The sequence below is a fragment of the Streptomyces sp. NPDC007863 genome (assembly GCF_040633895.1).
Lineage (GTDB): Bacteria > Actinomycetota > Actinomycetes > Streptomycetales > Streptomycetaceae > Streptomyces.
Genome location: NZ_JBEYEI010000006.1, coordinates 14,536 through 38,063 on the forward strand (window position 1 = coordinate 14,536; position 23,528 = coordinate 38,063).

The following is a 23,528-nucleotide window of genomic DNA, read 5'->3' on the forward strand; positions in this document are numbered from 1 at the left end:
CCCGGCGGAGGGTTTCCCCTTCGCCGGGCCGTCACCAAGGCGTTACCCGTACCGGACGCGGCCTACTTCACGACGCTGAGCGGCAGCAGCTTCTTGCCGGTCGGGCCGATCTGGATGTGGGTGTCCATCTGCGGGCAGACGCCGCAGTCGAAGCACGGGGTCCAGCGGCAGTCCTCGACCTCGGTCTCGTCGAGGGCGTCCTGCCAGTCCTCCCACAGCCAGTCCTTGTCGAGGCCGGAGTCCAGGTGGTCCCAGGGCAGGACCTCCTCGTAGGAGCGCTCGCGGGTGGTGTACCAGGCGACGTCCACGCCGTACTCGGGGAGGGTCTTCTCCGCGCACTCCATCCAGCGGTCGTACGAGAAGTGCTCGCGCCAGCCGTCGAAGCGGCCGCCGTCCTCGTAGACCGCGCGGATGACGGCGCCGATGCGGCGGTCGCCGCGGGAGAGCAGGCCCTCGACGATGCCGGGCTTGCCGTCGTGGTAGCGGAAGCCGATCGAACGGCCGTACTTCTTGTCGCCGCGGATCTTGTCGCGGAGCTTCAGGAGGCGGGCGTCCGTCTCCTCGGCCGACAGCTGCGGGGCCCACTGGAAGGGGGTGTGCGGCTTCGGGACGAAGCCGCCGATGGAGACGGTGCAGCGGATGTCGTTCTGGCCGGAGACCTCGCGGCCCTTGGCGATGACGTTGATCGCCATGTCGGCGATCTGGAGGACGTCCTCGTCGGTCTCGGTGGGCAGGCCGCACATGAAGTACAGCTTCACCTGACGCCAGCCGTTGCCGTACGCGGTGGCGACGGTCCGGATCAGGTCCTCCTCCGAGACCATCTTGTTGATGACCTTGCGCATGCGCTCGGAGCCGCCCTCGGGGGCGAAGGTGAGGCCCGAGCGGCGGCCGTTGCGGGTCAGCTCGTTGGCCAGGTCGACGTTGAACGCGTCGACGCGGGTCGAGGGGAGGGACAGGCCCACCTTGTCCTCGGTGTAGCGGTCCGCGAGGCCCTTCGCGATCTCACCGATCTCGGTGTGGTCGGCGGAGGAGAGCGAGAGGAGGCCGACCTCCTCGAAGCCCGTCGCCTTGAGGCCCTTCTCCACCATCTCGCCGATGCCGGTGATGCTTCGCTCCCGCACGGGGCGCGTGATCATGCCGGCCTGGCAGAAGCGGCAGCCGCGGGTGCAGCCGCGGAAGATCTCGACGGACATGCGCTCGTGGACGGTCTCCGCGAGCGGCACGAGGGGCTGCTTGGGGTACGGCCACTCGTCGAGGTCCATGACGGTGTGCTTGGACACGCGCCACGGCACGCCCGAGCGGTTGGGGACGACGCGGCCGATGCGGCCGTCCGGCAGGTACTCGACGTCGTAGAACGCCGGGATGTAGACCGAGCCGGTCTTGGCCAGGCGGAGGAGGACCTCCTCGCGGCCGCCGGGACGCCCCTCGGCCTTCCACCGGCGGATGATCTCGGTCATGTCGAGGACGGCCTGCTCGCCGTCGCCGATGATCGCCGCGTCGATGAAGTCCGCGATCGGCTCGGGGTTGAAGGCGGCGTGGCCGCCGGCGAGCACGATGGGGTGGTCGACGGTACGGTCCTTCGACTCCAGCGGGATGCCCGCCAGGTCGAGGGCGGTGAGCATGTTGGTGTAGCCCAGCTCCGTGGAGAAGGACAGGCCGAACACGTCGAAGGCACCGACCGGGCGGTGGCTGTCGACCGTGAACTGCGGCACCTTGTGCTCGCGCATCAGCTCTTCGAGGTCCGGCCACACGCTGTAGGTGCGCTCGGCGAGGACGCCCTCGCGCTCGTTCAGCACCTCGTAGAGGATCATGACGCCCTGGTTGGGCAGACCGACCTCGTACGCGTCCGGGTACATCAGAGCCCAGCGGACGTCGGCGCTCTCCCACGGCTTGACCGTGGAGTTCAGCTCTCCACCGACGTACTGGATCGGCTTCTGCACGTGCGGGAGCAGAGCTTCGAGCTGCGGGAAGACAGACTCGGCAGCAGACATCTCGAACCTTCGTGAGCTGGCAGGGGGGCGACTCTCAAGCGTACCCCGGTGCTCAGCGGCTCAGTGCCGCGCGGAGATCCCGGGCCGAGGCCCGCTTCCACACACCCGGCAGCTCGCGCTCCTGGGCCGCCGCCGCCGCTTCCTGCCTCGCGTACAGGACGCCCCAGGTGAAGGAGGGTTCGCGGGCCTCGTCCGCCTCGGCGGCGAGGTCGAGCAGGGCGGTGCGGGCGACCACGGCGTCCTGGTGTTCGCCGAGGAGGCTCTGGACGGACTTCATCCTCTTGGAGAACCGTTTCGCGGGCTTGCCGAGGGTCGGTACGGCCGCGTCGGCGGCGTACCGGGCCCGTTTGGCGGCCTTGCGGGCCTCGTGGAGGGCGAGGTCGCGGTCGTGGCCCGGGGCGAGGTCGAGGGCGGGGCCGATCCGCCGGGCGAGCCGCCGGTAGTCGCGCCGGACCGCCTTCGGCAGCACCTTCGCGGCCTTCCCACGGGCGGCCGGCTTCAGCGGCGGGTCCGCGAGGAGTCCGTCGAGGGCGTCGAGGAGGGCGAGGTGGCGGGGCGAGTCGAGGGCGTCGAGGGCGCGGTGGCGGGAGCCGGTGGTGCGGGTCCGGTCCCAGGTGCGCAGCCGGCCGCGGACCGGGCCGCGCACGTGTTCGCGGGCGAGGCCGTCGAGGGCGTCGCCGAGCCGGGCGGCCAGCACCTCCTGGTCGCGGGCGTGGCCGAGCTCGCCGGCGAGCCACTTCAGCTCGTCGCCGATCGGGTCGGTGACGTCGCGGTCGAGGACCTTGCGGTAGGTCTTGAAGGCGCTGCGCAGCCGCCGGCAGGCGACCCTCAGCTGGTGGACGGCGTCGGGCAGGTCGCGGCGGACGGCGGGGTCGAGGCGGACGAGGGCCTCGACCTGCTCCCGTACGTACGCGAGGACGGCGGCGCGCGCCGTGCCGTCGGCGTCCGCCGCCGTGGGCCGCTCGGGTTCCAGGCCGGTCTCGCTCAGGGCGCGGGCCAGTTTGGAGGGGGCGTCGGAGGGGTGGATGCCGGCCTTCCCCAGGCGCTTCTCGACGGCGTCGAGGACCGCCGGGTCGGCGTCGTCCGCGAGCTCGACCTCGATCTCGGTCCAGGCGGCGGTCCCGCCGCCGGCGAGGAGGCGGTCGGCGCGGACGGTGTCCACGGAGAGCTCGGCCAGGATCGTGCCGTCCTCGTCCCTGAGGTGCCGCACGTCGCGGGAGGACCGCAGGCGGACGACGGGGACGACTCCGGAGTGGCGGACGCGGGACCGCAGGAGCCCCGCCAGGGAGTGCGGGAGCGTCTCCGTGAGCGGGGCCCTGATCTCGTCGCGGACGCCGACGGCGACCGGGAACTTGAGGTGCCAGCCGGCGTCCTTGCCTCCGGTGCGGCGCCGGAGGGTGAGGGAGTCGGCGGCGAGCCGGAGGTCGGCCGTGTCGTAGTAGACGGCGTCGAGTTCGGTGACGCCCTCGGCCGTCACGGACGCGACCCCGGCCGCGCGGGTCAGGTCCGGCAGCCGGGTGTCCGTGGTGGCTTCGTACTTCCGCTCGATCTCGCGCTTGGTCTCGGCCATAGGTCGAATCTAGCCCCCGGGGCGGCCCTGCGTCAGGCGGTCATCGGCCGTTGCACCCGGATCGACTGGAGGAGTCCGATGGCGACCCAGACGGCGAACATGGAGGAGCCTCCGTAGGAGACGAAGGGCAGCGGGAGGCCGGCGACGGGCATGATGCCGAGGTTCATGCCGATGTTCTCGAAGGCCTGGAAGGCGAACCAGGCGATGATGCCGGCCGCGACGACGGTGCCGTACAGCTCCGTGGTCTCGCGGGCGATCCGGCAGGACCGCCACAGGATGACGCCGAGCAGCAGCAGGATGAAGCCGGAGCCGATGAAGCCCAGCTCCTCGCCGGCGACGGTGAAGACGAAGTCGGTCTGCTGTTCGGGGACGAACTGGCCGCTCGTCTGGTGGCCGTTGAAGAGGCCGGCGCCCTTGAGGCCGCCGGAGCCGATGGCGATGCGGGCCTGGTTGGTGTTGTAGCCGACGCCGGAGGGGTCGAGGTCGGGGTTGGCGAAGGCGGCGAAGCGGTTGATCTGGTACTCGTCGAGCATGCCGAGGGTGGTGACGAGGACCGCGCCGGCGATGCCGGAGCCGATGAGGCCGAGGACCCAGCGGTTGGAGGCGCCGGAGGCGAGCAGGACGCCGAGCACGATCACGATCATCACCATGACCGAGCCCAGGTCGGGCATGAGCATGATGATGCCCATGGGGAGGGCGGCGAGCACCAGGGACTTGGCGACGGTGCCGTGGTCCGGGTGGAGCTGGTCGCCGGCGTCCACCTTCGAGGCCAGCAGCATCGCCATCACCAGGATGATGGTGATCTTCACGAACTCGCTGGGCTGGAGCGAGAAGCCGCCGCCGACCACGATCCACGCGTGCGCGCCGTTGATGGTGGCGCCGAGCGGGGTGAGGACGGCGAGGATCAGCACGATCGAGAGGCCGTAGAGGACCGGGACGGCCCCGCGCAGGGTGCGGTGGCCGAGCCAGATGGTGCCGATCATCAGCGCCACGCCGATGCCGGTGTTGAGCAGGTGCCGGAAGAGGAAGTAGTACGGGTCCCCGTTGTTCAGCTCGGTACGGCCCCGGGTCGCCGACCAGACGAGCAGCGAGCCGATCAGGGAGAGCGCCAGGGCCGAGAGGAGGATCGGCCAGTCGAGCCGGCGCAGCACCGAGTCGCGGGCGGTCAGCCGGGCGACCGCGCCACGCTCGGGGGCGTACCGGGAGACGGAGAAGGTCCGCCGCGTCGTCATCGGGTCAGTCCCTCCTGTTGGCGGGCGTGCCCGCGAGCGGCGGCGGCGCGGCGCCGTTCTGCTCGGCCGGGTCGACCAGCTGGGACTTGGGGTCGTACGCCTTGATCGTCGGGGCGTCGATGGTGCCGTCCGCGTCGACCTTCGGCAGCGTCTTCTGCGGCGTGGGCAGCAGGGCGCGCTTGAGGTTCTGGTTGCCCGCGTCGTCGAGGCCGTAGAGGGCGTCGTAGATGTTGCGGACGGCGGGGCCGGAGGCGCCGGAGCCGGTGCCGCCCTGGGAGATGGTCATGACGATGGTGAAGTCGTCGGTGTAGGTCGCGAGCCAGGAGGTGGTCTGCTTGCCGTAGACCTGGGCGGTGCCGGTCTTGGCGCGCATCGGGATCTTGTCCTGGGGCCAGCCGCCGAAGCGCCAGGCGGCGGTGCCGCCGGGCTCGACGACCGAGCGCAGGCCCTTGTCGAGGTCGCGGACGGTCTCGGCGCCGACCGGCAGCTTGCCGTGGGCCTTGGGCGCGATCTCGCGGACCTGCTTGCCGTCGGGGCTGATGATCGCCTTGCCGACGGAGGGGTCGTAGAGGGTGCCGCCGTTGCTGATGGCCGCGTAGATGGTGGCCATCTGGATGGGGGTGACGAGGACGTCGCCCTGCCCGATGGCGAAGTTGATGCTGTCGTAGGCCTTCAGCTGGTTGCCCTCGAGGCAGTTCTCGTACGCGATCTGCTCGACGTAGCTGCCGCCCTTCTTGCCCTGCTTGCACCAGGCGTCCTTGTTGGCCTCCCAGAACGCCTGCTTCCACTGGCGGTCCGGGATGCGGCCCTTGACCTCGTTGGGCAGGTCGACGCCGGTCTCGGAGCCGAGGCCGAAGTCGCGGGCGGTCACGTAGAACCAGTCCTTGGAGTCCTTGTCCGCCGTGATGCCGCCGTCCTTCTGCCACTCCTTGTGGCCGAGGGCGTAGAAGACGGTGTTGCAGGAGTACTTGAGGGCGTCGCCGAGGGTGATGGGGCCGTGCCCCTGGGACTCGAAGTTGGCGAAGCTGCGGCTGCCGAGGCTGTAGGAGGCGCTGCAGTTGTACTTGTCGTTGAAGTCGTATCCGGCCCGGACGGCGGCGCTCGCGGAGATCACCTTGAAGATGGAGCCGGCCGGGGCCTGGCCCTGGATGCCGCGGTTGAGCAGCGGGTAGTTGGACTTCTTGCTGGTGAGGGCGGCGTAGTCGGTGGCGGAGATGCCGCCGATCCAGACGTTGGGGTCGTAGTCGGGCTGGGAGGCCATGGCGACGACCCGGCCGGTCTTGGTCTCCATGACGACGACGGCGCCGGAGTCGGCCTCGTACTTGCGGCCGGTGATCTTGTCGGTCTCGCCGCGGACGGTCTTCATCGCCTGCGCGAGCTCGTACTCGGCGACGGCCTGCACGCGGGCGTCGATGCTGGTGACGAGGGTGGAACCGGCCACGCCCGGGTCGGACTTGGTCTGCCCCATGACGCGCCCGAGGTTGTCGACCTCGTACCGGGTCACGCCGGCCTTGCCGCGCAGCTCCTTGTCGTAGGTGCGCTCGATGCCGGAGCGGCCGACCTGGTCGGAGCGGAGGAACGGGGAGTCGGTGTCCTTGGCCTTGGTGATCTCGTCGTCGGTGACCGGCGAGAGGTAGCCGAGCACCTGGGCGGTACGGGCCTTGCCGGGGGCCGGGTAGCGGCGGACGGCGGTAAGCTCGGCGGTGATGCCGGGGAAGTCCTCGGTGCTCTCGCGGATGGTGAGCGCCTGCTGGACGGTGGCCTCGTCGGTGACCGGGATCGGCTGGTAGGGCGAGCCGTTCCAGCAGGGCTTGGGCGTCTTGGAGTCGCAGAGCCGGATCTTGTTGGCGACGTCCTCGGGCTTCATGTTCAGGACGCCGGCGAGCCGGGTGAGCACGGCCTTGCCGTCGTCCTTCATCTTCATCAGCTCGGTGCGCGAGGCGGAGACCACGAGCCGGGTCTCGTTGTCGGCGAGCGGGACGCCGCGGGCGTCGAGGATGGAGCCGCGGACGGCCGGGGTGACGACCTGCTGGATGTTGTTGCTCTTGGCCTCGTCGGCGTACTCCTTGCCGTTGCGGATCTGGAGGTACCAGAGCCGGCCGCCCAGGGTGAGCAGCAGCGAGAAGACGAGGACCTGGATGACGACGAGCCGGGTCTGGACCCGGGGGGTCCTGCCGGTCTCGGGGATGTTGCTCATGCTGCCGTTGCCCCCTCGGTCACAGTCGCTTGACTCCCTTGATGCGTCCGGCGCGGCCGGCGCGGGTACGGGCGGCCTTGACGCGCAGGCCGCCGCGCTGGGTGCCGATCCTCAGGCCGGTGCCGGAGGAGAGCCAGCCGGAGGCGACGTCGCCCGCGCCCGCCCCCGTGGCGTCGGCGACCGGGTCGTTCTCGGCGCGCCGGGCCAGGGCCATGACGAGCGGCACCGTGAAGGGGGCCAGCAGCAGGTCGTAGAGGACGGCGGTGAAGAGCAGGGAGCCGAGGCCGACGTGGCGGGCGGCGGTGTCGCCGACGAGGGCGCCGACGCCCGCGTAGAGCAGGGTGGAGCCGACGGCCGCGCCGACGACGGCGGCCATCGGGCCGACGGCGGAGGTGAACCGGCCGTTCTCGGGCCGGACGAGGCCGACCAGGTAGCCGACGACGCAGAGCACGAGGGCGTAGCGGCCGGCGGCGTGGTCGGCGGGCGGGGCCAGGTCGGCGAGCAGGCCGGCGGAGAAGCCGACGAGCGAGCCGGTGACGGGCCCGTGCACGAGCGCGAGGGCGACGACGGTGAGGAGGACGAGGTCCGGGACGGCGCCGGGGAGCTGGAGCCGGGCGAGGACGGAGACCTGGACGACGAGCGCGACCACGATCAGGGTCGCGGAGAGGAGGATGCGGTTGAACTTCACGGTGTCGCGTCCCCCTGGTCGTCCGGGTTCTGAGCCTGTGCCGGATCCTGCGCCCGGCCCTGGTCCTGCGCCTGGTCCTGGTTCTGGTTCTGCGCCTGGTCCTGGTTCTGGTTCTGGTCCTGTGCCTCGTTCCGGAGCGGCTGGTCGGCCTTCTCCCCCTGGGCCTGCTCGCCCTCGGCCGGCGGCTTCGCGGTGACCGTGACGGTGACGGTCGGCGCGGGCTTGGGCTTCTGCGGCAGCACCGTGTCGCGCGGGTCGGAGCGGGGGGCCTGGACGACGACGCCGACGATGTCGAGCTTGCTGAAGCCGACGTACGGGCGGACGTAGACGTTGCGGGTCAGTCCGCCGCCCATCGGGTCGACGCGGACGATCTCGCCGACCGGCACGCCCGGCACGAAGGGCCGGTTGCCGGCCGAGCCGAAGGTGACGAGGCGGTCGCCCGGCTTCACCTTGGCCTTGCCGTTGAGGAGCTGGACGAGCAGCGGGCGGTCGCCCTGGCCGGTGGCGAAGCCGAGTTCGTCGCTCTTCTCCATGCGGGTGCCGACCGTGAAGTCGGGGTCGTTGGCCAGCAGGACCGTGGAGGTCGTCGGGCCGACGGTGGTGACGCGGCCGACGAGTCCGGCGCCGTTGAGGACGGTCATGTCGCGCTGGATGCCGTCGCGGGCGCCGACGTCGATGGTGACGGTCCAGGAGAAGCCCTGGGCCGACCCTATGCCGATGACCTGGGCGCCCTTGATGCCGTACTGGCCGGCGCCGGCGGTCTTGAGCAGGGAGTCGAGCTCGCGCAGCCGGTTGCGGTTGCGGTCGTCGCTGCCGAGCTCGGCCTTGAGCTCGGCGTTCTCCTTCTCCAGGGCGGCGATGCGGGTGTTGCGCTCGCCGGAGTCGCGTACGGCGCCTATGGCGTTGCCGATCGGGTCGACCGCCGCCGCGACTCCGTTCTCTACCGGGCCGAAGACGGCGGCGGCGGCCTGCCGGGCGCCGTCGACCGGCGACTCCTGGCCGCCGCGGATGTCCACCGTGATCAGCGCGAACGCGATGGCGACCAGCAGCACCAGGAGCAGCCGGCTCTCTCGTGTGTCCCTCACGTGCGGCGGCCGTGCCCTTCCTCGTGGTTCGTTGTGCAGATGTCCGTACCGTACGGGCGTGCGCCCGGCCGGTGGTTCAGCGGCGCGGCTGGGCGTCCAGGACCTGCTGGAGGGCCTCGAACTCCTCGACGCACTTGCCGGATCCGAGGGCCACCGAGTCCAGCGGGTCCTCGGCGATGTGGATCGGCATGCCCGTCTCACGACGGAGCCGCTCGTCGAGGCCGCGCAGCAGGGCACCCCCACCGGTGAGAACGATGCCGCGGTCCATGACGTCACCGGAGAGCTCCGGCGGGCACTTGTCGAGGGTGGTCTTCACCGCGTCGACGATCGCGTTGACCGGCTCCTCGATGGCCTTGCGGACCTCGGCGGCCGAGATGACGACGGTCTTGGGAAGGCCCGAGACGAGGTCGCGGCCGCGGATCTCGGTGTGCTCGTCCTGCTCCAGGTCGTAGGCCGAACCGATGGTGATCTTGATCTGTTCGGCGGTGCGCTCGCCGAGGAGGAGCGAGTACTCCTTCTTGATGTGCTGGATGATCGCGTTGTCCAGCTCGTCGCCGGCGACCCGGATGGACTGTGCCGTGACGATTCCTCCGAGGGAGATGACCGCGACCTCGGTGGTGCCGCCGCCGATGTCGACGACCATGTTGCCGGTGGCCTCGTGGACGGGGAGGCCGGAGCCGATGGCGGCGGCCATGGGCTCCTCGATGATGTGCACCTGACGGGCGCCGGCCTGGGTGGAGGCCTCGATGACGGCGCGGCGCTCGACGCCGGTGATGCCGGAGGGCACGCAGACCACGACCCGGGGGCGGGCGAGGTAGCGCCGCTTGTGGATCTTGAGGATGAAGTAGCGGAGCATCCGCTCGGTGATCTCGAAGTCGGCGATGACGCCGTCCTTCAGAGGGCGGACGGCGACGATGTTGCCGGGGGTCCTGCCGATCATCTTCTTCGCCTCGGCACCCACCGCGAGGATTCCGCCGGTGTTGGTGTTGATCGCGACGACGGACGGCTCGTTGAGGACGATGCCTCGACCCCTGACGTACACCAGCGTGTTGGCGGTCCCGAGGTCGACAGCCATGTCACGGCCGATGAACGACATGAAGTTCCCCTTGTTTCCCATGGCTGAGGGTGGTGCGGCGAAGAGTTTTCATCGTAGTGCCGCTCACGCGGATGGCGCGCGCTGGCCCACCTCTGTACTAGGTGACGGTAGGACGCGGCGATCCGTTCCCGGGATTGGCGTTCATATGCCTGGGGGCGACCGAATTCCTTCGGTCGCCCCACAAACGGCTCCGTTCGGCTGACGGAGGGTCAGCCGACGGGCGGGCCCGGGTGTCAGACGAGGCCGGGGAAGAAGATCTTCAGCTCGCGCGCGGCGGACTCCTCGGAGTCCGAGGCGTGGATGAGGTTCTCGCGGACGATGGTGCCGTAGTCGCCGCGGATGGAGCCCGGCGCGGCGGCGATCGGGTCGGTCGGGCCGGCCAGCTGGCGGACGCCCTCGATGACCCGCTCGCCCTCGACGACGAGCGCGACGACCGGACCGGAGGACATGAAGCCCATCAGCGGCTCGTAGAAGGGCTTGCCCTTGTGCTCGCCGTAGTGCTGCTCCAGCGTCTCCTGGTCCAGCTCGCGCAGTTCCAGGGCCGCGAGGGTCCAGCCGGCCTTGCGCTCGATGCGGCCGATGATCTCGCCGACGAGGCCGCGGCGGACCGCGTCGGGCTTGAGCAGGACGAGCGTGCGCTGGCTCACGGGGGGAACTCCTTCGGGAGGGATGTGCGGGCCTACGAATCTACAGGGCCCGCACCGCCCTCCGTCACGCAGCGTCAGGCCCTGCGGAGCCCTGGGCCGTGGCGTTCGAGGCGGCCCAGCGGGCCTTGATCTCGTCCACCTTGCGCCCGTAGTGCACCGAACACCACCACAGCACGGCGAAGACGGCCCCGAGGAAGTACATGACCGGGACGAAGAAGCCGCTGAGGATCAGCCCGACCTGGAGCGCCCAGCCGAGCTGGACGCCACCGGGACGGGTGATCATCCCGCAGAGCAGCACCGAGAGGACCATCGCGACGCCGCACACCCACCAGACGGTGGAGGTGGCGAGGGAGTCGTCCTTCATGGCGACGAGACCGGCGAAGCCGATGACGAAGAACTCGCCGATGAGGGTGGAGGAGCAGAGCGTGCGCATTCCGGGTCAGCCCCTCTTGAGCAGCAGCCGGGCGTCGCCGACCGTGAAGATCGAACCGGTCACCAGCACGCCGGCGCCGCCGTACTCGGCCTCTTCCTCGGCGAGCGTGATCGCCGTCTCCAGGGCGTCGGGCAGCCGCGGCTCGACGACGACCCGGTCCTCGCCGAAGACCTCGACGGCGACCGCGGCGAGCGCGTCGACGTCGGTGGCGCGGGAGGTGGAGTTCTGGGTGACGACGACCTCGGCGAAGATCGGCTCGAAGGCCTCCAGGAGCCCGCGGGCGTCCTTCTCGCCGCTGGTGGAGACGACGCCGATGAGCCGGGAGAAGCCGAAGGCCTCGGAGACGGCCTCGGCGCTGGCGCGGGCGCCGTGCGGGTTGTGTGCGGCGTCGAGGATGACCGTCGGGGAGGAGCGGACGACTTCGAGGCGGCCCGGCGAGGCCGTCTGGGCGAAGGCGCGCCGGACGGTCTCGACGTCGAGGGTGCGGGCGTGCTCGGCGCCGATGCCGAAGAAGGCCTCGACGGCGGCGAGCGCCACGGCCGCGTTGTGCGCCTGGTGGGCGCCGTGCAGGGGCAGGAAGATGCCGTCGTACTCGCCGCCGAGACCACGCAGGGTCAGCAGCTGGCCGCCGACCGCCACCTCGCGGGAGACCACGCCGAACTCCATGCCCTCGCGGGCCACGGTCGCGTCGACGTCGACGGCCTTCTTCAGGAGCACCTGGGCGGCGTCCACCGGCTGCTGGGCCAGGATGACGGTCGCGCCCTGCTTGATGATCCCGGACTTCTCGCCGGCGATCTCGCCGGTGGTCCCGCCGAGCCGGTCGGTGTGGTCCAGGTCGATCGGGGTGACGACGGCGACGGAGCCGTCGATCACGTTGGTCGCGTCCCAGGTGCCGCCCATGCCGACCTCGACGACGGCCGCGTCGACCGGGGCGTCGGCGAAGGCCGCGTACGCCATGGCGGTGAGGACCTCGAAGAAGGAGAGGCGGTACTCCTCCCGGGCGTCGACCAGCTCCACGTACGGCTTGACGTCCTGGTACGTCTCGATGAACCGCTCGGCGGAGATCGGGGCGCCGTCCAGGCTGATCCGCTCGGTGATCGTCTGCACGTGCGGCGAGGTGTAGCGGCCGGTGCGCAGCTCGAAGGCGCCGAGCAGGGACTCGATCATGCGGGCGGTGGAGGTCTTGCCGTTGGTGCCCGTGATGTGGATCGAGGGGTACGCGCGCTGCGGCTCGCCGAGCACGTCCATCAGCGCCGCGATCCGCTGCACCGAGGGGTCCAGCTTGGTCTCGCCCCAGCGGGTCGAGAGCTCGGTCTCGACCTCGCGCAGCGCCTTGTCCAGCTCCGGGTCCTCGGGGCGGGTCGGCACGGGGTCGCCCTGCGGCGGACCGGCCACGGCGCGCAGGGTGCGGCTGCCGGCCTCGATCACCGCCAGGTCGGGGTCTCGGTCGGTGGCTTCGCCGACGAGGTCGTCGAAGTCGTCGTCGATGTCGTCGGCGGGCTCGTCGGCAAAGTCTCGCGGGTCGCTGGGGTCACTCACGGGGTCAAGTCTACGGAGCCGCACCGACAGGACCGTGGACCCACCCCTGTCGAGACCTCCGGACCGCCGCGGACCGCCCGCCGCGGCCGGACGGCGCCGGGCCGGACCGCCTCAGACCGGCAGGCCCGAGGGGAGGGTGGCGCGGACCTCGTAGCCGGCGTCCTTCTCGCCGGCCGTGAGGGTGCCGCCCATGCTGGCGACCCGCTCGTCCATCGAGACCAGGCCCGTGCCGGTGGAGACCGGGGCACGGTCGGGCGGGGTCCCGGGGAGGGGGTTGCGGACCTCGATCCACAGGTCCGGTCCCGCGACGCCGATCGCGACCCGGACCGGCAGGCCCGGGGCGTGCTTGGCCGCGTTCGTCAGGCACTCCTGGACCACCCGGTACACCGCGGTCTGCCGCAGCGGCGAGAGCGCCTTCACCTCCTCGGCCACGTCCAGCTCCACCGGGCTGCCCATCCGCTCGCTCTCCGCGGCGAGGTCCGCGAGCCCCTCCAGGCCCGGCGTGGCGCCCTCCCGGTCGGCGCGCCGCACGAGCGTCTCGTTCAGCATGAGGTGGGCGCGCCGGGCGGTGTCGGCGAGCTCCTCGAAGTCCTTCTGGTGGGCGTCGCCCCGGGCCCGTACGGCGAGCACCTCGGCCCGCACCGCGAGGACGGTCAGCTCGCGGCCGACCAGGTCGTGGACGTCCCGGCCGACCTGGATCCGCTCCTCCTGGACGGCCTGCCGGGCGGCGGCCCGGCGCCGCTGGACCTCCAGGGCGCGGACCAGGTCGTGGCGGTGGGCGGCGATGCCGACGCCCGCCGCGAGCACGCCGATCGGGACGACGAGGCTGAGGAAGTCGCTGAGCGTCTCGCCGTGGTGCAGGCCGGACCAGCCGGGCGCGGCCTGGAAGTACGCGTACGCCACCGCGATGTACAGCAGGGTCGCGCCGACCGCGACCCGCCGGCCCCGGAAGCGGCCGAGCGAGTACAGCGCGAACTGGATCATGGTCACCTCGTGGAGCCAGCCCATCAGGCCGAGCGCCACGAGGTACGGCACCCAGGGCGCCCGCCTGCGCAGCAGCAGGGTCGCGGCGCCGGCGGCGAGGACCAGGGTGGCGGTGACGCCGGTGAGGGAGTTGTCCGCCCGGGCGAGACCCGGCACGTCCAGGAGCATCAGCGCGAAGGCGCTCAGCGCGGTGACGGCGTCGAGGGCCCTCGGCGAGCCGCCCCACCGGTCCACGTGGCGGCGCAGCGCGGGGACGGCGGGAAGGTGGAACATGCCTCCATCATCCAGGGTCCTTGGTCCCGACGCCGTGGACCTGAAGTCCCGTCTGCTGTGAGATCGGGCACTTCGTCCGCATTCCTGTTTGACTCGGAGCGTGCCCGACACCCCTGCCGCCACGGACCCGGCGGCCATGGAACCACCGGCCGCCGAGCTGCTCGACGCGCTGCCGCAGGCCGCCGCGCTCGTCGCGGCCGACCGGCGGATCCTCCGGGTCAACCGGCGCTTCCGGACCCTGCTCCAGGTGCCGGACGACCTCGACCCGACCGGCCCCGGGGGCCGCGAACGGCTCCTCGACCACGTGGCCGCGCTGCTCGCGGGTCCGGCGGAGCGCGAGCGCTTCCTCGCCGACGCCCTCCCCCACGGGCCCGTCACCCGGATCGCCGACCACCACCTGGCGGACGGGCGGATCCTGCGCCGCCGCCGCTCCCCCGTCGGCGCCCCCGGCCGGCCGCCCACCGCGCACCTGCTGCTGATCGAGGACGTCACCCGGCAGCACGAGGCCCGCGACGACCTCGACCGGCGGGTCCGCCGGCTCGCGGAGCTCACCGACGAGCGGACCGCCTTCGCCGGCCGCGCCCTGCACGAGCTGCGCACCCCGCTCGCCACCGTCGTCAGCTTCGCCGAGCTCCTCCTGGACCCGGCGAGCGGCCCGCTCGACCCGGAGCGGACCTCCTACCTGAAGGCCATCCTGCGCAACGCCCGCCGGATGACCTCGATCGCCGCCGCCCTGCCCCGGGCCGCCGGCGAGGACCCGCCCGACCCGCGCCGCGCCGAGCCCCGGCGCGGCCGGGTCCTCGTCCCCGAGCTGGTCGAGCGGGTGGCCCTGGAGGCGCTCCAGCGGACCGGCGGAGCCGGGCCGTACCTCACCGTCGACGCCCCGGCCGGCGGTCCCCCGCTGCTCGCCGACGGCTGGCTGCTCACCGGCGCCCTGGAGGAGCTGGTCGCCAACGCGCTGCGGTTCACCCCCGCCGACGGCCGGGTGGAGCTGGCCGCGCGACCGGCGGACGGCCACTGGACCGTCCAGGTGAGGGACACCGGGATCGGCGTCCCGCTGGAGTACCAGGAGGAGGTCTTCACCCCGTACGTCCGCGCCCCCAACGCCCGGCGCGGCGGCTACCCCGGCACCGGCCTCGGCCTGGCGGGCGCCCGGGAGGCGGCCCGGCTGCACGGCGGCACCCTCACCGTCCACGACCGCCCCGACGGCCCCGGCGCCGTCTTCACCCTCCGCCTCCCGCTGCCCGGCACGGCGGACGGCCGGGACCCGGGCCCGTGACCCGGCTGCTCGTCGTCGAGGACGACACCGACCTCGCCCTCGCGCTGCGCGTGCTGCTCACCCGCGGCGGCCACGACGTCTCCCTCGCCGCCGACGGCCGCGAGGCGCTGCGGCTGCTCTTCGCCGAGCGGCCCGCGCTGATGGTGCTCGACCTGGTCCTGCCCGGCCTCGACGGCTGGGAGGTGCTCGACCGCACCCGGGACATGAGCGATCTGCCGGTCCTCGTCCTCTCCGGCCTCGGCGAGCTCGACGACCGGGTCAGGGGGCTGCGCTCCGGCGCCGACGACTACCTGGTGAAACCGTTCGCCCAGGCCGAGCTGCTCGCCCGCGTCGAGGCCCTGCTCCGGCGCACCGGGCCGGGCACCTGGGCCGGCGAGACCGTCGAGGAGGACCTGCGCCTGGTGCCCGAGCGCCGCTCCGCGCTCTGGCTGGGCGGCGAGATCCGGCTCAGCGACATCGAGTACCGCCTCCTGCAGCTCCTGGTCCGCAACCGCGGCCGGGTCGTCACCACCGAGCAGCTGCTCGACCAGGTGTGGGACGACGCCTCCGCCGTCGGCCGCGACCGGGTGAAGTTCGGGGTGCTGCGGCTGCGCCGGAAGCTGCGGTACGCGGGCGGGCCGCACTCCCGCGACCCGATCGAGTCCGTCCGCGGCCTCGGCTACCGCTACGACTCCGGGTGACGGAGAACACCCGGGGCCGGGACCAAGGTCCCGGGCCCACCGTCACGAAACCACCCGAAACGGCCGGAGCAACCATCCGGCAACCATCCGCCACCGCCTCCCGCCACCGGCCCCGGCCACCGTCGAGGCCATGCACACCCTTCCCGCCCGCAGCGTCGCCCTCGTCCTCGGTACCCGCCCCGAGCTGGTCAAGCTCGCCGAGCTCATCCGGATCCTCGGCCCCGCCGCCCGGGTCGTCCACACCGGACAGCACTACGACGAAGAGCTGTCGGGCGGCTTCCTGGCCGAGCTGGGCCTGCCCGAGCCGGAGTACCTCACCGGCGTCGGCGGCCGCCCCCGGGCCGTCCAGGTCTCCGCCGCGCTCGGCGCCCTCGACGAGCTCTTCGCGGCCGAACCGCCGCTCGCGGTGATCGTCCAGGGCGACACCAACGCCGCCCTCGCCGGCGCGCTCGCCGCCAACGCCCGCGACCTGCCGCTCGTCCACGTCGAGGCCGGACTGCGCAGCCACGACCGGGCCATGCCCGAGGAGCACAACCGGGTCCTCATCGACCGCCTCGCCGACCTGCTGTGCGCCGCCACCCCCGACAACCGCGCGCTGCTGCTCGCCGAGGGCCTCCCCGAGGACCGGATCGCCGTCACCGGCAACCCGGTCGTCGAAGCCGTACGCGACCACCTGCCGTCCGCCGGGGAGCGGGCCCGGCTGCTCGCCGCGCACGGGCTGCCCGCCGACGGCTACGTCCTGGCCACCGTGCACCGCCCCGAGAACACCGACGACCACGCGGCCCTGCGCGCCGTCCTCACCGAACTCGCCGCCCTCGCGGACCGGCTCCCGGTCGTCCTCCCGCTGCACCCCCGCACCCGGGCCCGGATCGACGCGGCCGGACTGGCCGGACTCCTCGACGGCGTCACCGTCCTCCCGCCCGCCGGCTACGGCACCTTCCTGGCGCTCGCCCGGCACGCTGCCGTCCTCGTCTCCGACTCCGGCGGCGTCCAGGAGGAGACCACCGTCCTCGGCCGCCCGCTGGTCGTCGTCCGCCGCTCCACCGAACGCCCCGAGGCCATGGCCGACTTCGCCGAACTCGTCGCCCCCGGCCCGCCGATCGGCGCCGCCGTCCGCCGCCGCCTCGACGAGGGCCCGCTCGGCCTGCGCCGGCTCGCCGCGCTGCCCAGCCCGTACGGCGACGGCACCGCCTCGCGCCGGATCGCCGAACTCACCGCGCACCTCGCGCGGCGGCGCGCGCACCCGGCCCCGGACCACGCGATGGCCGCGGCCTGACCCCGCCCGACTTCCTGCCACCCGACCGGAGTTCGTCCCCATGAGCCTCCCACTCCTCCTCTACGTCTTCCCCTTCCTCCTCCTCGGCGGCTTCCTCGTGTACTGGGCGGGGGCCCGGCACGCGTACGCCCGCCGCGAGCCCACCGCGCCCGGCGAACCCGGCGCGTACGACTGGCACTTCTTCGTGCCCTGCCGCGACGAGGAGGCGGTGATCGCCACCACCGTCGCCCGGCTGCGCGCCGACTTCCCCGCCGGGCACGTGTGGGTCATCGACGACGCCAGCGTCGACCTGACCGCCCCGATCGTCACCTCGATGCGCGCCCGCGACCCGCGCGTCCACCTGGTCTCCCGCCACCGCCCCGACGCCCGCGTCGGCAAGGGCGCGGCGCTCAACGCCGCCTACGACGCGCTGAACGGGCACCTGCCCGCCGGCACCGACCGCACCCGGGTGATCGTCTGCGTCGTCGACGCCGACGGGCAGGTCTCCCCCGACGCGCTCGCCCTCGTCAGCGGCCCCCGCGCCTTCGGCGACCCCGACGTGGGCGGGGTGCAGATCGGCGTCCGGATGCGGAACGTCGACGACGAGCGCCCGCTGGCCGACCGGGGCCGGCTCGCCAACGCCTACGCGCGCCTCCTGATCCGCATGCAGGACGCGGAGTTCGCCGTCTCCAACACCGCGATGCAGCTGCTGCGGGTGCGCACCGGCTCGGTCGGCCTCGGCGGCAACGGCCAGTTCACCCGCCTCACCGCGCTCGACCGGATCGCCGCCGCCGAACGCCGCCCCTGGCAGCGGGACGCGCTCCTGGAGGACTACGAACTCGGCCTGCACATGCGGCTCGCCGGCTACCGGGTCACCCACGTCCACGACACCTGGGTGAGCCAGGAGGCGCTGCCGTACACCCGCCGCTTCCTCACCCAGCGCACCCGCTGGGCACAGGGCAACATCTCCTGCGTCCGCTACACCGGCCGGATCGTCTCCTCCCGGCACTACCGGGCCCGCGGCGTCCTGGAGTCCCTCTACACCTTCTTCCAGCCGCTCGCGCACCTGGCGACGCTGCTGCTGACCGCCGTCATGCTGGTCGCGCTCGTCGCCGGCGGCAGCGCGGCCGAGGTCGTCCTCGCCGCCTGGCCCCTCGCCCTCGGCCTCGCACTCCTCTCGATCGTCCCCTTCGTCCTGTGGGGCCCGGTCTACCGCCGCGAGTTCGCCCCCGACCGCTCCCGCCTCAAGGGCCTCCTCTGGGGCCTCGCCCTCTGGCTCTACGCCTACCACCTGTTCCTCGTCTCGGCCCGCGGCTTCGTCCGCCTCCTGCGCGGCCGCACCGGCTGGGCCAAGACCCGCCGCAACGCGGAGACGGCGGGCGTCGGCCCGGTGGCGACGGAGTCCTGACGCTCCCCCCGGTACACGGAAGGGCCCGGAACCGTGACGGTTCCGGGCCCTTCCACGTACGCGCTACGCCTGCGGCAGCTTCTCCAGCTGCGCCTGGATGCGGGCGATGTCCTCGTCCGCCTTGGCGAGGCGGCCCTTGATCTTGTCCACGACGTTGTCGGGCGCCTTGGCGAGGAAGGCCTCGTTGCCGAGCTTCGCCACGGCCTGAGCCTTCTCCTTCTCGGCGGCGGCCAGGTCCTTCGCGAGCCGCTTGCGCTCGGCGGCGACGTCGATGGTGCCCGACAGGTCGAGGGAGACCGTGCAGCCGGCCACCGGCAGGGAGGCGGTGGCCTCGAAGGCGTCGCCCTCCGGCTGGAGGCGCAGGATCTGGCGGATGGCCGCCTCGTGCGCGGCCAGCGCCGTACCGCTCAGGTCCAGACGGGCCGGGACCTTCTGGGCGTCCTGGAGGCCCTGCTCCTTGCGGAAGCGGCGGACCTCGGTGACGAGCCGCTGGACCAGCTCGATCTCCTGCTCGGCCGCCTCGTCGCGGAAGCCACTGTCCTTCGGCCACTCCGCGACGACGAGGGACTCGCCGCCGGTGAGGGTGGTCCACAGGGTGTCGGTGACGAAGGGGACGATCGGGTGCAGCAGACGCAGCATGACGTCCAGGACCTCGCCGAGGACGCGGCCGGAGACCTTGGCGCCCTCGCCGCCCGCGAAGAAGGTCGTCTTCGACAGCTCGACGTACCAGGCGAAGACCTCGTCCCACGCGAAGTGGTAGAGCGACTCGCTCAGCTTCGCGAACTGGAAGTCGTCGTAGTACGCGTCGACCTGCGCGACCGTCTCGTTGAGGCGGGACAGGATCCAGCGGTCGGTCGCCGACAGCTCGGAGGCGTCCGGCAGCGGACCCTCGATCGTGGCGCCGTTCATCAGCGCGAAGCGGGTCGCGTTCCAGATCTTGTTGGCGAAGTTCCGGGAAGCCTTGACCCAGTCCTCGCCGATCGGGACGTCGGCGCCCGGAGTGGCGCCGTTGGCCAGGGTGAAGCGGACGGCGTCGGAGCCGTACGCGTCCATCCAGGTGATCGGGTCGACCGCGTTCGGGTTCGACTTCGACATCTTCTTGCCGAACTCGTCGCGGACGAGACCGGTGAGCGCGACCGTCTTGAACGGGACCTGACCGTCCATCGAGTACAGGCCGAACATCATCATCCGGGCGACCCAGAAGAAGATGATGTCGTGGCCGGTGAGCAGGACGTCGGTCGAGTAGAACTTCGCCAGGTCCGGGGTCTTCTCCGGCCAGCCGAGCGTGGAGAACGGCCACAGGCCGGAGGAGAACCAGGTGTCGAGGACGTCCGGGTCCTGCGTCCAGCCCTCGCCCGTCGGGGCCTCGTCGTCGGGTCCGACACAGACGACCTGGCCCTCGGGGCCGTACCAGATCGGGATGCGGTGGCCCCACCACAGCTGGCGCGAGATGCACCAGTCGTGCATGTTGTCGACCCAGTCGAAGTAGCGCTTGGACAGCTCCTTCGGGTGGATGTCGACGGAGCCGTCGCGGACGGCGTCGCCGGCGGCCTGCGCCAGCGGGCCGACCTTGACCCACCACTGCATCGACAGGCGCGGCTCGACGGTCGTCTTGCAGCGCGAGCAGTGGCCGACGGAGTGCATGTACGGGCGCTTCTCGGAGACGATCCGGCCCTGCTCCTTGAGGGCGCCGACGATCGCCGAGCGGGCCTCGAAGCGGTCCAGGCCGAGGAAGGGGCCGTGGACGGTGATGACGCCGTGCTCGTCCATGACCGTCAGGGTCGGCAGGTCGTGGCGCTGGCCGATGGCGAAGTCGTTCGGGTCGTGCGCCGGGGTCACCTTGACGGCGCCGGTGCCGAACTCCGGGTCGACGTGCTCGTCGGCGACGACCGGGATCGTGCGGTCGGTCAGCGGCAGCTTGATCCGCTTGCCGACCAGGTGCTTGTACCGCTCGTCCTCCGGGTGGACGGCGACGGCGGTGTCACCGAGCATCGTCTCGGCGCGGGTGGTGGCGACGACCAGGCTGTCCTCGCCCTCGCCGTACCGGATGGAGACCAGCTCGCCGGCGTCCTCCTGGTACTCGACCTCGATGTCGGAGAGGGCGGTCAGACAGCGCGGGCACCAGTTGATGATGCGCTCGGCGCGGTAGATCAGACCGTCCTCGTAGAGGTCCTTGAAGATCTTCTGGACGGCCTTGGACAGGCCCTCGTCCATGGTGAAGCGCTCGCGCGACCAGTCGAGGCCGGCACCGAGGCGGCGCAGCTGGCCGAGGATCCGGCCGCCGTACTCCTCCTTCCACTGCCAGACGCGCTCGACGAACGCCTCGCGGCCCAGGTCGTGGCGGGACTTGCCCTCCTCGGCGAGCTGCTGCTCGACCTTGTTCTGGGTCGCGATGCCGGCGTGGTCCATGCCCGGCAGCCAGAGCGTCTCGAAGCCCTGCATGCGCTTGCGGCGGGTCAGGGCGTCCATCAGCGTCACCTGGAAGGCGTGGCCCAGGTGCAGGGCGCCGGTGACGTTCGGCGGCGGGATGACAATGGTGTACGGCGGCTTGTCGCTCTTCGCGTCCGCCTCGAAGTACCCGCGCTCTACCCAGCGCTCGTACAGCGGCCCCTCTACCTCGGCCGGCGTGTACTGGGTCGGCAGTTCGGTGGTGGGCGCTGTCTGCTGCTGAGTGTTCTCGGTCACGGGCCCAGTTTAGGGGGGTGAGGGTCGAGTCCCGAAACGCGATGGTTCGGTAACGGTGTGCCCCCCGCCGCCCCATCGCCGAAAGCTTTCCGCCAGGATGTTCGCTACGCATAAACGTCCTGTGAGGGGAAGCAGTCGATGAGCTACAACCAGCCGGGTCCGTACGGGGGCCAGCAGCCCCAGCAGCCCGGGCCCTACGGCCAGCAGCCCGGCCCGTACGGCCAGCCGCAGGGTCAGCCCGGTTACGGCTACCCCCAGCAGGCCCCCCAGGGCGTGCCGCCGCAGCAGCAGCCGTACGGCTACCCCCAGCAGCAGCCGAACCCGTACGGCCAGCAGCCCCAGTACGGCGCTCCCCAGGGCCCCGGCGGCTACGTGCCCCACCCGCCGGCCCCCAAGAAGTCCAAGACCCCGATCATCATCGGCGCGGTCGCCGTCGTCGCGGCGATCGCGGTCGGCGCGTACTTCGTGATCGGCGGCGGTGGCGGCGCGGACGTCGCGAACGACGGCCCGCACAAGCTGGTGACGCCGGAGACGGTGCTGACCGAGTACAAGAAGGACGCCAAGGGGTCCGAGTCCGACGGCAAGGACGCCCTGAAGGAGGCCGAGAAGAACGGCGTCAAGAACGCGAAGAGCGTGGACGCCAGTTACAAGGCCGGGGACGAGTCGAACCCGCTCGCGGGCAAGATGATCTCCTTCAGCGGCCTGTACGGCGAGATCGAGGACCCCGAGAAGGTCGTCGACTCCCTGTTCGCCAGCATCAAGACCGAGGCGGGGAAGGACAAGGACGGCGGTGAGCTCGTCGGCAGTCCGCAGGCGTTCACCCCGGCCGAGGCCGAGGGCTCCGTCCTCAAGTGCCAGTCCGCGAAGGGCAAGGCCGACGCCTCCGAGGGCACCCCGGCCTTCTCCATGAACTTCTGCGTCTGGGCCGACCACAGCACCGTGGGCTTCGTGGTCCCGATGGACATGGCCGGGCTCCTCTCCGGCAAGAACGCCTCCCTCGAGGAGTCGGCGGCCATCACGGCCAAGTTCCGCAAGGAAGTCCGCGTCAAGATCTGACGCGCGCGGCACACGCCGAAGGGGCGCCCCGCCGGATTCCGGTGGGGCGCCCCTTCGGCGTGTGACGTGCGGTTACGCCGACTTCTCGTGGCGGCCGTCGTTCTTGACGATCCTGGGGACCAGGGTGGGGTTGACGTTGTCGCGGACGACGTCGGCGGTGATGACGACGCGGGCGACGTCCTTGCGGGACGGGACCTCGTACATCACCGACTGGAGGACCTCCTCCATGATGGCGCGCAGGCCGCGCGCGCCGGTGCCGCGGAGGATGGCCTGGTCGGCGATGGCCTCCAGGGCCGGGCGGTCGAAGTCCAGCTCCACGCCGTCGAGTTCGAAGAGGCGCTGGTACTGCTTCACCAGCGCGTTGCGCGGCTCGACGAGGATCTTCAGGAGGGCCTCGCGGTCCAGGTTGTGGACCGAGGTGATGACGGGGAGACGGCCGATGAACTCGGGGATCATCCCGAACTTCACCAGGTCCTCCGGCATGACCTCCTGGAACTGGTCGCTCGCCTCGATCTCGCGCTTGGAGCGGATGGTCGCCCCGAAGCCGATGCCCTTGGCGCCCGCCCGCGACTCGATGATCTTCTCCAGGCCGGCGAAGGCGCCGCCCACGATGAAGAGCACGTTCGTCGTGTCGATCTGGATGAACTCCTGGTGCGGGTGCTTCCGGCCGCCCTGCGGCGGGACGGAGGCCGTGGTGCCCTCCAGGATCTTCAGGAGGGCCTGCTGCACGCCCTCGCCGGAGACGTCTCGCGTGATCGACGGGTTTTCGCTCTTACGGGCGACCTTGTCGATCTCGTCGATGTAGATGATGCCGGTCTCGGCCTTCTTGACGTCGTAGTCCGCGGCCTGGATCAGCTTGAGCAGGATGTTCTCGACGTCCTCGCCGACGTAGCCGGCCTCCGTCAGCGCCGTCGCGTCGGCGATGGCGAACGGGACGTTGAGCATCCGGGCCAGCGTCTGGGCCAGGAGCGTCTTGCCGGAGCCCGTGGGGCCCAGCAGCAGGATGTTGGACTTGGCCAGTTCGATGGCGTCGTCACGGCCCTGCGCGCCGCCGTTCTCGCCGGCCTGGACGCGCTTGTAGTGGTTGTACACAGCGACCGAGAGGGCCTTCTTCGCCGGCTCCTGGCCGACGACGTAGCCCTCGAGGAACTCGTAGATCTCGCGGGGCTTGGGAAGTTCTTCCCAGCGCACCTCGCTCGTCTCCGCGAGTTCCTCCTCGATGATCTCGTTGCAGAGGTCGATGCACTCGTCGCAGATGTACACACCGGGTCCCGCGATGAGCTTCTTCACCTGCTTCTGGCTCTTTCCGCAGAACGAGCACTTGAGCAGATCGCCGCCATCACCGATGCGTGCCACGAGGTGCTTCCCCTTCGCCTGGGAGCGCTTGGTTCAGCGACTCCTGGTGCCTCATATTCGACGGTACCTTGCCG

18 protein-coding genes are annotated in these 23,528 nt (G+C 71.7%); 5 read left to right on the forward strand and 13 right to left on the reverse strand.

All coding sequences use genetic code 11. The features are described from left to right. Window positions 1-62 precede the first annotated feature (62 nt). From ABZ621_RS11200 to ABZ621_RS11250, 11 genes are all read right to left on the reverse strand, one after another. Complete coding sequence (locus ABZ621_RS11200; protein WP_360603037.1) at window positions 63-1,991, reverse strand: TIGR03960 family B12-binding radical SAM protein; 1,929 nt, start codon at window positions 1,989-1,991, stop codon at window positions 63-65. A 52-nt stretch (window positions 1,992-2,043) separates the two neighbouring features. Beyond that, window positions 2,044-3,561: a CYTH and CHAD domain-containing protein gene (locus ABZ621_RS11205; RefSeq protein ID WP_360603039.1), complete on the reverse strand. Its 1,518-nt coding sequence runs from the start codon at window positions 3,559-3,561 to the stop codon at window positions 2,044-2,046. 32 nt (window positions 3,562-3,593) lie between these two features. Continuing rightward, complete coding sequence (gene rodA / locus ABZ621_RS11210; protein WP_360603041.1) at window positions 3,594-4,793, reverse strand: rod shape-determining protein RodA; 1,200 nt, start codon at window positions 4,791-4,793, stop codon at window positions 3,594-3,596. Window positions 4,794-4,797: 4 nt separating this feature from the next. Beyond that, window positions 4,798-6,990 (reverse strand): penicillin-binding protein 2, encoded by a 2,193-nt coding sequence (mrdA, locus tag ABZ621_RS11215; RefSeq protein ID WP_360603043.1) that lies wholly within the window; start codon window positions 6,988-6,990, stop codon window positions 4,798-4,800. A 19-nt stretch (window positions 6,991-7,009) separates the two neighbouring features. After that, window positions 7,010-7,678, reverse strand: coding sequence for a rod shape-determining protein MreD (gene mreD, locus ABZ621_RS11220; RefSeq protein ID WP_360603045.1), 669 nt, complete (start codon window positions 7,676-7,678; stop codon window positions 7,010-7,012). After that, complete coding sequence (gene mreC / locus ABZ621_RS11225) at window positions 7,675-8,763, reverse strand: rod shape-determining protein MreC (protein ID WP_360603047.1); 1,089 nt, start codon at window positions 8,761-8,763, stop codon at window positions 7,675-7,677. The genes mreD and mreC overlap by 4 nt, the downstream gene beginning before the upstream one ends. A gap of 76 nt (window positions 8,764-8,839) precedes the next feature. After that, window positions 8,840-9,859: a rod shape-determining protein gene (locus ABZ621_RS11230; RefSeq protein WP_019886273.1), complete on the reverse strand. Its 1,020-nt coding sequence runs from the start codon at window positions 9,857-9,859 to the stop codon at window positions 8,840-8,842. 233 nt (window positions 9,860-10,092) lie between these two features. After that, window positions 10,093-10,506: a nucleoside-diphosphate kinase gene (ndk, locus tag ABZ621_RS11235; protein WP_360603049.1), complete on the reverse strand. Its 414-nt coding sequence runs from the start codon at window positions 10,504-10,506 to the stop codon at window positions 10,093-10,095. Window positions 10,507-10,570: 64 nt separating this feature from the next. Continuing rightward, a complete protein-coding gene (locus ABZ621_RS11240) occupies window positions 10,571-10,939 on the reverse strand; it encodes a DUF4233 domain-containing protein (RefSeq protein WP_360603051.1) in 369 nt (122 codons plus the stop codon). A 6-nt stretch (window positions 10,940-10,945) separates the two neighbouring features. Next, window positions 10,946-12,478 (reverse strand): folylpolyglutamate synthase/dihydrofolate synthase family protein, encoded by a 1,533-nt coding sequence (locus tag ABZ621_RS11245; RefSeq protein ID WP_360603053.1) that lies wholly within the window; start codon window positions 12,476-12,478, stop codon window positions 10,946-10,948. 111 nt (window positions 12,479-12,589) lie between these two features. After that, on the reverse strand, window positions 12,590-13,735 hold the full coding sequence (locus ABZ621_RS11250) for an ATP-binding protein (protein WP_360603056.1): 1,146 nt from the start codon (window positions 13,733-13,735) through the stop codon (window positions 12,590-12,592). Between the two features lie 100 nt (window positions 13,736-13,835). Here ABZ621_RS11250 and ABZ621_RS11255 point away from each other — a divergent pair, with 100 nt between their 5' ends. The 4 genes from ABZ621_RS11255 (at window position 13,836) to ABZ621_RS11270 (ending at window position 18,357) form a co-directional block, all read left to right on the forward strand. After that, window positions 13,836-15,014 carry an ATP-binding protein gene (locus ABZ621_RS11255; RefSeq protein ID WP_360603058.1) on the forward strand — a complete coding sequence of 393 codons (1,179 nt, stop codon included), beginning with the start codon at window positions 13,836-13,838 and terminating at the stop codon, window positions 15,012-15,014. Then, window positions 15,011-15,694 carry a response regulator transcription factor gene (locus tag ABZ621_RS11260; RefSeq protein WP_360603060.1) on the forward strand — a complete coding sequence of 228 codons (684 nt, stop codon included), beginning with the start codon at window positions 15,011-15,013 and terminating at the stop codon, window positions 15,692-15,694. Before ABZ621_RS11255 ends, ABZ621_RS11260 begins: the two co-directional genes overlap by 4 nt. 130 nt (window positions 15,695-15,824) lie before the next feature. Beyond that, the gene (wecB, locus tag ABZ621_RS11265; protein WP_360603062.1) at window positions 15,825-16,970 is read left to right on the forward strand and encodes a UDP-N-acetylglucosamine 2-epimerase (non-hydrolyzing); all 1,146 of its coding nucleotides are present in this window, start codon (window positions 15,825-15,827) and stop codon (window positions 16,968-16,970) included. 40 nt (window positions 16,971-17,010) lie between these two features. Further along, window positions 17,011-18,357 carry a glycosyltransferase gene (locus ABZ621_RS11270; RefSeq protein ID WP_360603063.1) on the forward strand — a complete coding sequence of 449 codons (1,347 nt, stop codon included), beginning with the start codon at window positions 17,011-17,013 and terminating at the stop codon, window positions 18,355-18,357. A gap of 63 nt (window positions 18,358-18,420) precedes the next feature. Here the strand turns inward: ABZ621_RS11270 and ABZ621_RS11275 are convergent, their stop codons facing one another. Further along, on the reverse strand, window positions 18,421-21,042 hold the full coding sequence (locus ABZ621_RS11275; RefSeq protein ID WP_360603065.1) for a valine--tRNA ligase: 2,622 nt from the start codon (window positions 21,040-21,042) through the stop codon (window positions 18,421-18,423). 138 nt (window positions 21,043-21,180) lie between these two features. Between ABZ621_RS11275 and ABZ621_RS11280 the strand changes: the two genes are divergently transcribed. Beyond that, window positions 21,181-22,098 carry a hypothetical protein gene (locus ABZ621_RS11280; protein WP_360603067.1) on the forward strand — a complete coding sequence of 306 codons (918 nt, stop codon included), beginning with the start codon at window positions 21,181-21,183 and terminating at the stop codon, window positions 22,096-22,098. 72 nt (window positions 22,099-22,170) lie between these two features. Here ABZ621_RS11280 and clpX read toward each other — a convergent pair whose 3' ends face one another. Further along, a complete protein-coding gene (gene clpX / locus ABZ621_RS11285; RefSeq protein WP_128980430.1) occupies window positions 22,171-23,454 on the reverse strand; it encodes an ATP-dependent Clp protease ATP-binding subunit ClpX in 1,284 nt (427 codons plus the stop codon). Window positions 23,455-23,528 lie beyond the last annotated feature (74 nt).